A 12,398-nucleotide genomic window follows, 5' to 3' on the forward strand; every position below is an offset into this window, starting at 1 on the left:
GGGTGGGGAATTCATCCCGATGATTTTGAGGAAATCATGCCGGTGATTTTGGGGAATCTTTATCCGCTGCTATTGGGGATTTTACATCCGATGTTGACACGTCGACGGTCGTCTGGCCGCTTGCAGCGCCGAGGGGGACGACGTCGGTCCGGCCTTCGGCGCCCATCGGCCGCACGACCGGCCCAACGGGGGCGGGGGCAAAGGGGCGCAGGTACAGGTGCGTCGGCGTCACGTGATGGACGATGCCGTGAAGGCGGCGGCCGTCTTTGGTCAGGACCCAGACCGGCCGTCCGATGTAGCGGACGGCGTGGGCGTAGGCGACTGCCATCGGGTTCCCTCCTTTCTCGGACGATCTCACCTTACGGTATGGTGGTTGTCCGGAAGCGGTCTGTGCCGGTATAATGATTAAAGCATTTTGGGCAGGGGGGTCCGCCGTGAGGGAGCGCCAGAAGGGCCGATTCGGCCGGACGGGGGGACTCATCGCCGCGCTGGCGATTCTGCTGAGCAAAGCGAAAAGCATCGGGTTCCTTGTCATCAAACTATTAAAATTCGGTAAACTCGGGCCGACGATCTGGAGCATGGCCCTTTCCATCGGCGCCTACGCCCTCATCTACCCGTGGCCCTTTGCCGTCGGCCTCGTGGCCATGCTCTTTATCCACGAGATGGGCCACGTCCTCGCCGCCCGACGGGCGGGGCTACCGGTGACGCTCCCGGCGTTCATTCCGTTCCTCGGGGCGGTGATCCTCCTAAGGCGGCAGCCGGCCGACGCGCCGACAGAGGCATTCGTCGCCATCGGCGGTCCTGCCCTCGGCACGCTCGGCGCCCTCGGGGCGTTTGGCCTCGCCCGCTGGCTGGATTCGCCGCTCTTCATGCTTGTCGCCTGGGCCGGATTTTTCATCAATCTCTTAAACCTCTTGCCGATCCATCCCCTCGACGGCGGGCGGATCGTCGTTGCCATCTCCCGCTGGCTCTGGGTCGTCGGCCTCGTCGTCGGGCTGGTCGTCATCGTTTACCTCCAGGCGATCGTCTTTTTGCTGTTCTGGTTTCTGTTTGCCCTGGAGCTCGTCCGAACGGTTTTCGGCCGGAAAAACGGCGGGGATCAGGAGACGGTGCTCACCGTCCCGGCTTCGCCGGCGGCGTTCGAGGCGGCGGGGGCGCCGGTTCCGGGGGAAGCTCACCGGCGGGCGCTCGACTTCCGCCAGTACGTCCGGCTCGACGACCGGGAGTCCGTCCTCGAGGTCGACTATCCCGGCGTCGGGAAGATCGGGGAGGTTTCGTTTCCGCTCGGCACGGTGACGGAAGCGGAGATGCTGGGCTACCATCGCCTCGGCCCGGCGGCCGGTCGGCTTCGGCTGCGCGTCCGTTACCGGTCGGAGCGGACGCCGCGGGGGATCGCCGTCGACCCGGAATATTACCGGGTGCCGCTCGGAACCCGGCTCGCTTACGGCGGGGCGTATTTTGGGCTCATCGCCTTTCTCCTCGTGATGACCGGCGTCGCTGCCGGGAGCCTGCCGCCGCCCCCGCCCCGGTGATCGCGGCGGTCCCGGTGCGGTGATCGCGGTCGGGCCGGTGGTCTTATAACCGCATGAAAAGGAGGACCTCGATGGAGGCGAAAAAAACGGTGCCCGCAGGGGCGCCGACAGCCGCCGACGTGCTCGCGGCCGATGCGCGCCTCCGGCCGCACGTGCGCCGGACACCGCTTCTTCGTTCGGCGCTTCTGGACGGGCGGGCCGGAGCGTCGCTTTTTTTGAAAGGGGAACATCTGCAGAAGACGGGATCGTTTAAGATCCGCGGTGCATTGAACGCCGTTTTGGCCGCGGCCGAGGCGGGCGCCCGAGCGGTCGTCGCCGCCTCGTCGGGAAACCACGGCGCCGCCGTCGCGTACGCCGCCCGGGCGGTCGGCCTTACGGCGACCGTCGTCGTCCCGGCGTCGATCGCCCCGGCGAAGCGGGCGGCGATCGAGGCGTACGGCGGCCGCATCGTCGTCGCCGGCGACGATTCGGAGACGCGCCTCTCGAAGGCCCGGGAGCTCGCCGCAGCGGAAGGGGCCGCCTTCATCCCGCCGTACGACGATCCCCGCGTCATCGCCGGTCAGGGGACCGTCGGCTTGGAGGTGCTCGACGATCTTCCGGACGTCGAGGCGATCTACGTCCCGATCGGAGGCGGCGGGCTCATCTCCGGCATCGCGACGTGGGTGAAGGACCGGCGGCCGGAGGTGGCGGTGATCGGCGTCGAACCGGAGCTCGCCGACGACACCCACTGCTCGCTCACCGCCGGCCGGCGGGTCGCCCTGAAGGCGGCGCCGACGATCGCCGACGGCCTCAGGGCGCTGACGCCGGGCGAGCTCACCTTTCCGATCATCGCCCGGCTCGTCGACGACGTCGTCCGGGTGAGCGAGACGGAGATCGTCGAGGCGGTCTTTTTCCTCATGACGCGCCTCAAGCAGGTCGTCGAGCCGTCCGGCGCCGTAAGCGTCGCCGCCGCCCTCCGGCCGGCGGCGGCCCGCCGGCGGGTCGCGGTCCTCTCGGGCGGGAACGTCGACTGGCGGGCCCTCTGGCCGGCGCTTTCGGAGACGCTTGCGCGGCACGGGCTGTAAGCGGAACGGGCGGTCAGCGGGATCAGGGGATCGGAAGGAAAAGACGACCCCGGCGCCGCGAAACGGCTCGTTTCCGCGGGACGCCGGGGTCGACATCCGGCTTCGGCGTCAGTCGTTCGGCCACTCGGGGGCGATCATCCGTTCCGGCCGCACCCAGCGGTCGAACTCCTCCTCGGTGACGTAGCCGAGGGCGAGGGCCGCCTCTTTGAGCGTCGTCCCTTCGGCATACGCTTTCTTCGCGATCTCCGCCGCCTTGTCGTAGCCGATGTGGGGCGTGAGCGCCGTGACCAGCATGAGCGAGCGCTCGACGTTCCGGGCGATCGTCTCCCGGTTCGGTTCGATGCCGAGGGCCGCCCGGTCGTTGAAGCTCTGCATGGCGTCGGCGAGGAGATGGACGGACTGCAGGAAGTTATAGATGATCACTGGCTTGAAGACGTTCAACTGGAAGTTCCCCTGGCTGGCAGCAAAGCCGATCGCCGCGTCGTTGCCCATCACCTGGACGGCGACCATCGTCAGGGCTTCGCTCTGGGTCGGGTTGACCTTGCCGGGCATGATCGACGAGCCGGGCTCGTTCGCCGGGATGGTAATCTCGCCGATGCCGGCCCGGGGGCCGCTGGCGAGCCAGCGGACGTCGTTGGCGATCTTCATGAGGTCGGCGGCGAGGGCTTTCAGGGCGCCGTGGGCGTAGACGAGCTCGTCGTGGCTCGTTAGGGCGTGGAATTTGTTTTTCGCCGGCAAGAAGGCGTAGCCGGTCTCCCGGTTGATCCGCTCGACGACTTCCTCGCTGAAGCGCGGATGGGCGTTTAACCCCGTGCCGACGGCGGTGCCGCCGATGGCGAGCTCCCGCAGGGGCTCGAGGGCGTCCAGGATCATCGCCTCGCTTTTTTCCAACATCCGGGCCCAGGCGCTGACTTCCTGGCCCAGCGTGAGCGGCGTGGCGTCCTGAAGGTGGGTCCGGCCGATCTTCACGATGTCCCGGAACGCCTCGGCCTTCGCCTCGAAGGTCGCCCGAAGCGTCCGGAGGGCCGGCAGAAGCTTTTCGACGATCAGGCTGTAGGCGGCGATGTGCATCGCCGTCGGGAAGGTGTCGTTCGAGCTCTGGGAGCGGTTGACGTCGTCGTTCGGGTGGACGCGCTTCTCCAGGCCGCGAGCCCGGAGCTTTTCCGTCGCCCGCCGGGCCACGACTTCGTTGACGTTCATGTTCGTCTGGGTGCCGCTTCCGGTCTGCCAGACGACGAGGGGGAAGTGGTCGTCGAGCTCGCCCCGGAGGATCTCGTCGCACGCCTCCATGATCGCCTCGGCCTTGTCGGGATCGAGGCCGGCGAGCTTTCGGTTGACGTCCGCCGCCGCCTTTTTGATCCGGGCGAGGGCCCGGATGACCTCCATCGGCATCCGCTCGCTGCCAATGGGGAAGTTCATCAGGCTCCGCTGGGTGACGGCGCCCCAGAGCTTGTCGGCGGGGACTTTGACCTCGCCGAGGGAGTCCCGTTCGATGCGGTATTCCACGGTGCTGCCTCCTTTGGGAAAAGACGCTAAAACCGCCGCTTCTTCCATTCTAGTCAACAACGCCGGGGATGGCAAAGTTCAGGCATGGACGCGCGGCTTTGCGCGCAGGTACTGGCGCGGCCAGGGGCGGTCGACGCCGAGTTCCGCCGCCGCTCGGAGCGGCCAGTAAGGTTCACGGAGGAGCTGCCGCGCCAAGAACACCAGATCGGCCTGCCCGCTGCGAACGACGGCGTCGGCCTGAGCAGGGGCGGTGATCTGACCCACGGCTCCGGTGGCGACGCCCGCCCGCCGGCGGACTTCCGCCGCGAAGCCCGTCTGGTATCCCGGGCCCTCCGGGATGGGCTCGGGCGGCGGGATCAACCCTCCTGAACTTACGTCCACCAGGTCCACGCCGCGCGCTTTCAGCGCTTTCGCGATTTTCACCGTGTCCTCCAGGGTCAAACCGCCCGGCGCCCAGTCCACGGCCGAAAGGCGGACAAAAAGCGGCCGATCGTCCGGCCAGACGGCCCTTGTCGCTTCCACCACTTCCAGAAGAAGCCGCATGCGGTTCTCGAGATCGCCTCCGTACGCGTCCTGCCGATGATTCGACAGCGGCGAAAGGAACTCGTGCAAAAGATAACCATGGGCGGCATGGATCTCGATCACGTCGAAGCCGGCCCGGGCGGCCCGCCGCGCCGCCTGAACGAACGCCTCCACGATGAGCGGAAGTTCATCGGTGGACAATTCCCGCGGCGCCGGCCAGCCGTCGGCGTAGGGCAGGGCAGACGGGGCCACCGCCTGTTCGGGGCCGATTCCCTGCGCCGGTGACCAGGCCTTGCGCCCGGCGTGGGCCAGCTGGACACCGACGGGAACCCCTTGGGCGTGGATAAAATCGACGATCCGCGCCAGGGGCTCAATCTGCCCGTCATCATAAAGGCCGAGGTCGGCTTCGCTGATGCGGCCGCGGCTTTCGACGGCCGTCGCTTCCAGAAGGATCAAGCCGACGCCGCCGACGGCCCGCGTGCCATAATGCACGAAATGCCAGTCGTTGGCCCGGCCGTCCGTTCCGGCGCTGTACTGGCACATGGGCGACATGACGATGCGGTTGGGCAGGGTCAGCCCTCGAAGGATCATCGGGTCGAATAATCCAGGCATCGGTCTCACCTCGAGCCTATGCTACGACAAGCGGGCGTCCGAGATCAACGGCAAGCGGCCAGATCGGACCGCGCCCGTATGCCCGCTGCCCGTTTGAGCCGCGGAGCCTGTTTGCGCGACGCTCGGCATTGCTGTACAATGAAAGCGACCACAAGCGATCGCAGCGAGAGGAAGGCCACCGGGGGTGCTGGGCCTCTGGCCCGGCTGAGAGGAGCTTGGCTCCAACCCTTTGAACCTGAATGCGCGCTGAGGATTCTCAGCGCTCCGGGTAATGCCGGCGGAGGGAAGGTGGCGGTCGTGAGACCATGCGTTCAGATGCAGGCGCCGCCGCCGGGCGGCGTTTTTTTGTGGCTGAGGGGGGATCAGATGGAACTCATCCTCAACGGGAAAAAGGTCGATCTTCCGGGCGTGGAGACGGTTTATGACGTGCTCAAGCATTACGGACTGGAAGGCAAAATCGTCATGGTGGAACTGAACGAGGCCATCGTGGCGAAGGACGATTACGCCCGAACGCCGCTTCGCCCCAACGACAAGCTGGAGATCGTCCATTTTGTCGGCGGGGGATAAAAACACAAAAATGTCTCTTAAGGAGGAAGCAGTCATGCCGGTCAACCACGACGACGATGTTCTCACGCTGGGTCCGTATCGTATTCGTTCGCGGCTCTTTTTGGGGACAGGAAAATACCCGTCCTCTGACGTCCAGCGGCGGGCGATTGAGGCGTCGGGCGCAGAGGTTGTGACGTTTGCCGTGCGCCGCGTCGACCTCGACCGGAGGGAAGGGGTCGAAGGCGTCTCCGGCGTGCTGGAAGGGGTTGACCTCTCCCGGCATCGGCTGCTTCCCAACACCGCCGGAGCCAGGACGGCGGAGGAGGCGATCCGCCTCGCCCGCCTGGCGAAAGCCAGCGGGCTTTCTTCGATGATCAAGGTCGAGATCGTCGGCGATGCGCGGACGCTCCTTCCGGACCCGATCGAGACGCTGAAGGCGACGGAAGCGCTCGTGAAGGAAGGGTTCATCGTCCTCGCCTACACGTCAGATGACCCGGTTCTCGCCAAGCGGGTCGAAGCGGTGGGGGCGCACGCGGTCATGCCGGGGGCCGCACCGATCGGCACCGGGCTCGGCATCCTGAACCCCTATGCGCTGAAGCTCATCGTCGAATCGGTTCGCGTGCCGGTCATCGTCGACGCCGGGCTCGGCGCGCCGTCAGACGTGGCGCTGGCGCTTGAGCTCGGCGCCGACGCGGTGCTCGTGAACACCGCGGTGGCCGAGGCCAAAGACCCGGTGAAAATGGCCGAAGCGATGCGTCATGCGGTCATTGCCGGCCGGATGGCGTATCGCGCCGGTCGCATGCCGAAACGGGCCTACGCGAGCGCTTCGTCGCCGATGGAAGGGATGATCACGTGAGCCTCCGCATTGAGCGTTTCGTCCTCGGACCGATTCAGGAGAACGCCTACGCGCTGTTCGACGACGCGCATAAGGAAGCGGTCGTCATCGATCCCGGCGCCGATCCTAAACCGCTCATCGAGGCGGTCCGGGGCTATCGCGTGGCGTACCTTCTCCTTACCCACGCCCATTTTGACCACATCACCGGCCTCGAGGCCCTCAAAAAGGCGACCGGGGCCCCGATCCTGATCCACCCGCAGGAGGCGGGATGGCTTCGTGACCCCGAGCTGAACGGCTCGGCCTTCTTTCCGGAGCTCACCGCGCGCGTCGTCGCCCCGAACGCCGATCGGCTGGTCGAAGACGGCGATGTCCTTCCGTTTGCCGGAAGAACGCTTAAGGTGCTGCATGTGCCCGGCCATTCGCCCGGTTCGGTCGCCTATCTCATCGATGAAGCCGTTTTCACCGGCGATGCGCTTTTCGCCGGAAGCATCGGTCGGACGGATCTTCCGGGAGGCGATCACGCGGCGCTTCTTCGGAGCGTTCGCGAAAAGCTGTATCCGCTGCCGCCGGAGACGAGGGTCTACCCCGGGCACGGGCTGGAGACGACGATCGGCCGGGAGCGGACGTCGAATCCATTCGTCCGTGGATGACGGGGAATGCGACCGCAGAATGCAATTTAAACAGCTTTGGGGTCGTTGCGCCTCCGCTTCCCCCTGTTATATAATGTGAGCAAGAAATCAGCCGTATGTTTTATAACAGGAGGTCGGGGCGATGATCGACTGCCCGAAGTGCCGTGGGAACGGCGAGGAGCTATGTCGGATGTGCGGCGGAACCGGCGAAGGGGAAGCGGGAGAAGGGACGTGCCCGTATTGCTTTGGGTTTGGCGTCGTCTCTTGCAGCGTTTGTGGCGGTACGGGCGCGCTGGAAGACGTCGTTTGAGAAGCCGTCGTCAAACCCGCCTTCAGAAAGAGGCGGGTTTTATTTCGTCTTGCCGGAGGACTTGCCGGAGGAGAAGGTCCCATGGGGCATGAAACGGCGGTCACCCGCCTGTTCGGCATCCGATATCCGCTGATTCAAGCCCCGATGGCCGGCGGCCCGACCACGCCCGAGCTCGTCGCGGCGGTGTCCAACGAAGGCGGCCTCGGTTTCCTCGGCGCCGGCTATTTGAAATCATTTCTGAAGACGCTGGAGGCGCTTCAGCGTGAAGATCCATAGAGCCTACCGTTATGAACTGGACCCCAACGCCCAGCAGCGCATCCTCCTTGCCAAGCACGCCGGGGCCGCCCGCTTCGCCTACAATTGGGGCCTGGCGCGGTGGGAGGAGATTGACGAGAACGAAGGCCGCAGCCCGAACGCCATCGAACTTCATCGTCGTGCTGCCCCGGATCGGCGCCGAGCGCCTGAAAGAGAAACCCGTCCGCCGGAAAAAAGGCGGCGTAAAGCCCCACTTCCCGAAGGGGCGCAATCCTCCACGCCCCCGTGAGCCGCGAGGCCGATCGGTGGTTCGTGAGCCTCACGGTGGAAGAAGAGATTCCCGATCCCATTCCGCCGAAGGGGGCGGCTGCGGGGATCGACGTCGGCCTGACGAGCTTCGCCGCGATCGCTCTTGAGCGGGGGACACTGCGGAAGGTTAGGGCGCCCAAGCCGCTCGGGAAGGCGCTTCGCCGTCTGCGGAGACTCCATGGGCGTCTTTTTCGCCGGGGCGAACGGGACGGGCAGGGGAGGCTTAAGACGCGCACGAAAAACTACGAAAAGACCCGCCTCCAGCTCGCCCGGCTTCATCGCCGGATTCGAAACATCCGGCTGGACTTTCTCCACAAGCTCACGACCGAACTCGTCCGGGTGCATCCGGTGATCGCGATCGAGGCTCTGGACGTTCGGAACATGCTCAAAAACGGTCGTCTTGCCCGGCACATTGCCGACGTCGGCTGGGGCACCTTCCGGGCGCTCCTTGACGCTAAGCCTAAGCTTCGAGGCGTGCGCATCGTCAAGGTCGACCGTTACGAACCGACGTCGAAAAAATGTTCTTTCTGCGGCCACATCCTTCCCGAACTTCCGCTTTTCGTCCGGGCGTGGACGTGTCCCGTTTGCGGTGCACACCACGACCGGGACGAGAACGCGGCGAAGAATGTGCTCCGATTCGCCCTGGCCGCGGGCTGATGCGGCCCTACCGCGAGTTCCGCGGGAAGTGACGCCTATGGAGACGGGCTCTGCGGCGGAACGTGGATCCCCGGTCTACGAGCATCCCGCCTGTGAAGCAGGAAGCAACCGGGACGATATCCCTTTGCTGAGATATTTGTCCATGAGTTGTGGAACGGATTCAGAACGCGTTCATCTCTCCGATGCGCGAATACGAGGCGCCCATCCCCTTCATTTCGCGCCAACCATCGCACGGTGGCCTCAATCCTTCCCGATACGGCGTCAGCGTAAACCGAAAATGCCGCTCAAACGGCGAAACATCCACCACTGAAGCGTCGCTGCACGCAAGGGCACGCCCAGCGCTTCGGCGGCGGCCTCCATGAACGCATGACCGTCGATCGGCGGGCTCGCCGTCGGCAGATGCCAGACTTGATTGAACGACTCGGGATGAGTCGCCAAAAGGCGCAATCCAGCGGCGGCATCCCAAAAAGGTTGCAAACGCCGCTTCATGGGCCCGTTCCGCCGTTCGACGGCCGACCGTCGTCGTCCGCTCCGCCCGTTTGCTGTCCGCCGTCTTGAACCCACGGCGCCTGCGCGTCGAGCGCGCCGACGATCCGAACGAAAACGATGTACGCCGCAAAAAAAAAAAAACCGCCGCCACCGCGGAGCGGCATGTGCCTTCCCGACAAGAGGGGTCCCGATTGATATTGAATCGAACCCCCCGCCGAAAAATCGAAGTCGCTTTTTCCCACGGCCTCTTCCCGGCCTCCGCACCGAACATGGTGCCACGGTTCATGCCGTGACGTTCGTTTTCTAGGGCGTGATGGGGCTCCGCCGCGGATTACGTCTTTTTTTTCTTCAACAGGAACTGGACCATTTCGGCGAGCGCTTCGGGGTCGTATTCCGGCGCAAAGCTTTCCGGAAGATCAGGGAGTTCGGGGATGGGGCCGCCGGGGGGCGGGCCGTCTTTCACGACGAGGGCTCCGCCGTCCGGATGCTCGCCGCGCCAGATGGCGGCGATTTGCCGGTAATCGTCGGGGCTGAAGCGGTACAGGGTGAGGTGAACGTTCATGCGGCGGTATTTGGCCGCTTCGGGAATGGCGTCGTCCCGGATTTTCGGAATGGGTAGCATTTTCGGGACGTCGACGCCGGTGAGCGCTTCTAGGGCTTTGGCGTAGGCCAGGGCGTGCACGCCGCCGCGGACGATGAGGTAACCGACGGCCTCTCGGGCCACCGGGTGGGTCGTCATCTCGTAGACGCGCAGCTTATGCAGCCGGGCTCCGTTTTCCAGGAAGAAGTTGTGCAAGAGGTCGAGGATGAGGTTTCCGCTGTTGAAGACATAATCGCCGCACCACGGCTCGCCCATCGAATTGACGGCCATCGCCGTCTGGGCGGTGTTGATGAAAAAGTGGCTGTTTCGCGCCTCTTTGCCCGGCTCAAGCGGCGCTTCCGTCGGCGGCGCCGTTTCGGTGGCGCCGACGAGGAGCTGGTTGACGACGGCGGCGACGAGCTCGATGTGTCCCAGTTCTTCGGCGGCGATGTTGGCGATGAGGTCGTAGAAGGGGCGGAGCTTTGTCCGGCCGCGGAAATTAAACGATTGCATCGTATAGTTCATGAGCGTCGACATCTCGCCGAAGCGCCCGCCGAAAAGTTCCTGAACGGCGGCGGCGGCGTTCGGGTCCGGCTCCCACACCTTCGGGAGCTCGATCTGCAGGCGGTCGATCCGAAGGTACACCGCGAGGCCCCCTTTTTTCCGCCGGCGGCGGATGATCGGAAACGGTCGAAGCCGTCCGCTTTATCCGCCTTTGTATGCGGGCGCCTCTTGGGGGGTGCCTGACCGCTGTGATAGAATTCGGTTCGACGCCGCTTGAGCTCCGGCTGTCCGACCCCTTCTTCGGCTTCGGCCGCGTGGCGAGGAACAACCGTTCCGTCGCTTTTTCCGCTGCGTGGCCGGGACGTCGGTTCCGCCGCTTCATCGCCGTGGGCGGTGCTCAGGCGGTCGGGCCCGCCGGCCGGTCGGACAGAAGGTCGTGGTCGACATACCGCTCGCCCCGGAGGGCGCTTAGGAGGTTGATCGCCACCCGGGCGCCGTCGCCGGCAGTGACGATCGTGTGGACGCTGGCGCCGGCGACGGTGCCGGCGGCCCAGACGCCGGGGACGTTCGTCCGGCCTTCGGGATCGACGGCGACGTTCGCCTTGACCCGGGGCTCTTTGGCCGGGACGATGTGGACGCCGATCCGCTCGGCGAGGTCGGTCCAGAGGCCGGTGGCGAGGAGAAGCTGCCGGGCCTTGAGGGTCTCCCGGGCGCCGTCCCGCTCGACGGTGAGGCGGAAGCCGTCTCCCTCGCGGCTTGCGTCGACGACGGTCCCGTCGATCCAGCGGGCGCCGAAGGCCGTCGCCTGGCGCCGGCCGAGCTCGACGAGCTCCGGTCCGGTGACGTCGGGGAGGCCGAGGTGGTTTCGGATCCAGGCCTTTTTCGTGATGCCCTGGCCGGCGTCCACGACGACGACGGAAAGGCCGGCTTTGGCGAGAAAGAGGGCGGCGCTGGCCCCGGCGGGGCCGCCGCCGATGACGACGACGTCGATCATCGTTCAGTGCACCTCCAGGCTTGTGCGCTTTTGACCGGGGCCTCCGTCGAGGAGCCCCGGGGACGGCCGGCGGGGATTCCGGCGCGGCCGGCCGTGGCCGACCGGTTGTGGCCGGCGAAAAAGAACGGGAAAGGGGCGATCCGGACGGTGGCCGAAGCCTTTTTCGTCCCGCCGGAAGACGTTCTGGCCCGCCTCGAGGCCCCAGACCTCGTTCTCCTGGACGCTCGCTTCGATCTTTTGGATCCGGCGGCGGGGCGGCGGGCGTACGAACGGGAACATCTTCCCGGCGCCCGGTACATCGACCTCGAACGGGACGCGTCGGCGCCGCCCGATCCGCGGGCAGGGCGACATCCCCTCCCCCCGTGGCCGGCCTTTTCGGCCCGCCTGGGAGACCTCGGCGTCGGACCGGACGACGCCATCGTCGTCTACGATGACCACGGCGGCGGGTTTGCCGGACGGATCGTCTGGATGCTTCGGGCGATCGGCCACGAGCGGGCGGCGGTGCTTTCCGTTCCGTTTTCCGTCTGGAAGGCGCGGGGCTATCCGACGACGGCCGAGCGGCCGGTCTTCCGCCCGAAGCCGCCGTACCCGCTTTCGGCGGCGGCCCGGCCGGAGGCCGGTTTTGCGACGACCGACGACGTCCGGCGCCTCGTAGCCGGCGAGGCTTTCGGGGTACTCATCGACGTCCGGGACCCGAAGCGGTACCTCGGGCTGAGCGAACCGATCGACCCGGTCGCCGGCCACATTCCGGGGGCGCTGAACGTCCCGTACGCCGCCTTGCGCGATCCCGCCACCGGAGAGATCGCGGCGCCGAAGCGGCTTCAGGACGTCTTCCGGGGCCTTCCGGCCGATCGTCCGGCGGTCGTCTACTGCGGTTCCGGGGTGACGTCGGCGATCGTCGCCCTGGCGCTCCGGGCCGCCGGATGGGCGGACGTCCGCGTCTACGCCGGAAGTTACAGCGCCTGGGTCGGTGACCCCTTGAACCCGATCGCCCGGGGAGCGGCCGCCCCCGGTTCCGGCGGCATAGCAGGGGGCGGGAACACATAGGGAAAGG

The 12,398-nt window shown here is 66.3% G+C and carries 14 protein-coding genes, 1 pseudogene and 1 riboswitch; of the genes and pseudogenes, 9 read left to right on the forward strand and 6 right to left on the reverse strand.

Features of this window, described 5'->3' with window-relative positions:
• Window positions 1–34: 34 nt before the first annotated feature.
• Window positions 35–328: an LSm family protein gene (locus tag K2M58_RS01975; RefSeq protein ID WP_220678068.1), complete on the reverse strand. Its 294-nt coding sequence runs from the start codon at window positions 326–328 to the stop codon at window positions 35–37.
• A gap of 106 nt (window positions 329–434) precedes the next feature.
• Between K2M58_RS01975 and K2M58_RS01980 the strand changes: the two genes are divergently transcribed.
• Both K2M58_RS01980 and K2M58_RS01985 read left to right on the forward strand, forming a co-directional pair.
• The gene (locus tag K2M58_RS01980) at window positions 435–1,532 is read left to right on the forward strand and encodes a site-2 protease family protein (RefSeq protein ID WP_220678069.1); all 1,098 of its coding nucleotides are present in this window, start codon (window positions 435–437) and stop codon (window positions 1,530–1,532) included.
• Window positions 1,533–1,603: 71 nt separating this feature from the next.
• Window positions 1,604–2,596: a threonine/serine dehydratase family protein gene (locus tag K2M58_RS01985; protein WP_220678070.1), complete on the forward strand. Its 993-nt coding sequence runs from the start codon at window positions 1,604–1,606 to the stop codon at window positions 2,594–2,596.
• A gap of 108 nt (window positions 2,597–2,704) precedes the next feature.
• Here the strand turns inward: K2M58_RS01985 and fumC are convergent, their stop codons facing one another.
• A complete protein-coding gene (gene fumC, locus K2M58_RS01990) occupies window positions 2,705–4,102 on the reverse strand; it encodes a class II fumarate hydratase (RefSeq protein WP_220678071.1) in 1,398 nt (465 codons plus the stop codon).
• Between the two features lie 78 nt (window positions 4,103–4,180).
• A complete protein-coding gene (namA, locus tag K2M58_RS01995) occupies window positions 4,181–5,236 on the reverse strand; it encodes an NADPH dehydrogenase NamA (protein ID WP_220678072.1) in 1,056 nt (351 codons plus the stop codon).
• A gap of 170 nt (window positions 5,237–5,406) precedes the next feature.
• Window positions 5,407–5,540: riboswitch (TPP riboswitch) on the forward strand.
• A 62-nt stretch (window positions 5,541–5,602) separates the two neighbouring features.
• On the opposite strand from namA, the gene thiS reads away from it, so the two are divergent.
• From thiS to K2M58_RS02025, 6 genes and pseudogenes are all read left to right on the forward strand, one after another.
• Window positions 5,603–5,803, forward strand: coding sequence for a sulfur carrier protein ThiS (thiS, locus tag K2M58_RS02000; protein ID WP_066203291.1), 201 nt, complete (start codon window positions 5,603–5,605; stop codon window positions 5,801–5,803).
• A 34-nt stretch (window positions 5,804–5,837) separates the two neighbouring features.
• Window positions 5,838–6,638, forward strand: coding sequence for a thiazole synthase (locus K2M58_RS02005; protein ID WP_220678073.1), 801 nt, complete (start codon window positions 5,838–5,840; stop codon window positions 6,636–6,638).
• Window positions 6,635–7,267 carry an MBL fold metallo-hydrolase gene (locus K2M58_RS02010; RefSeq protein WP_220678074.1) on the forward strand — a complete coding sequence of 211 codons (633 nt, stop codon included), beginning with the start codon at window positions 6,635–6,637 and terminating at the stop codon, window positions 7,265–7,267. Before K2M58_RS02005 ends, K2M58_RS02010 begins: the two co-directional genes overlap by 4 nt.
• Window positions 7,268–7,637: 370 nt before the next feature.
• Window positions 7,638–7,784, forward strand: a pseudogene (locus tag K2M58_RS02015) (nitronate monooxygenase); the annotation flags it as partial.
• A 34-nt stretch (window positions 7,785–7,818) separates the two neighbouring features.
• On the forward strand, window positions 7,819–8,100 hold the full coding sequence (locus tag K2M58_RS02020; RefSeq protein ID WP_220678075.1) for a helix-turn-helix domain-containing protein: 282 nt from the start codon (window positions 7,819–7,821) through the stop codon (window positions 8,098–8,100).
• Window positions 8,101–8,135: 35 nt separating this feature from the next.
• On the forward strand, window positions 8,136–8,777 hold the full coding sequence (locus K2M58_RS02025; RefSeq protein WP_220678076.1) for an RNA-guided endonuclease TnpB family protein: 642 nt from the start codon (window positions 8,136–8,138) through the stop codon (window positions 8,775–8,777).
• 261 nt (window positions 8,778–9,038) lie between these two features.
• On the opposite strand, the gene K2M58_RS02030 is transcribed toward K2M58_RS02025, so the two are convergent.
• The 3 genes from K2M58_RS02030 to K2M58_RS02040 form a co-directional block, all read right to left on the reverse strand.
• The gene (locus tag K2M58_RS02030; protein ID WP_220678077.1) at window positions 9,039–9,266 is read right to left on the reverse strand and encodes a Rossmann-fold NAD(P)-binding domain-containing protein; all 228 of its coding nucleotides are present in this window, start codon (window positions 9,264–9,266) and stop codon (window positions 9,039–9,041) included.
• A gap of 331 nt (window positions 9,267–9,597) precedes the next feature.
• Window positions 9,598–10,491: a manganese catalase family protein gene (locus K2M58_RS02035; RefSeq protein ID WP_220678078.1), complete on the reverse strand. Its 894-nt coding sequence runs from the start codon at window positions 10,489–10,491 to the stop codon at window positions 9,598–9,600.
• Between the two features lie 256 nt (window positions 10,492–10,747).
• The gene (locus tag K2M58_RS02040; protein WP_220678079.1) at window positions 10,748–11,344 is read right to left on the reverse strand and encodes an FAD-dependent oxidoreductase; all 597 of its coding nucleotides are present in this window, start codon (window positions 11,342–11,344) and stop codon (window positions 10,748–10,750) included.
• Between the two features lie 147 nt (window positions 11,345–11,491).
• Here K2M58_RS02040 and K2M58_RS02045 point away from each other — a divergent pair, with 147 nt between their 5' ends.
• Window positions 11,492–12,391: a sulfurtransferase gene (locus tag K2M58_RS02045; protein WP_220678080.1), complete on the forward strand. Its 900-nt coding sequence runs from the start codon at window positions 11,492–11,494 to the stop codon at window positions 12,389–12,391.
• Window positions 12,392–12,398 lie beyond the last annotated feature (7 nt).

The organism is Hydrogenibacillus sp. N12 (assembly GCF_019645935.1).
Classification (GTDB): domain Bacteria; phylum Bacillota; class Bacilli; order Thermicanales; family DSM-22653; genus Hydrogenibacillus; species Hydrogenibacillus schlegelii.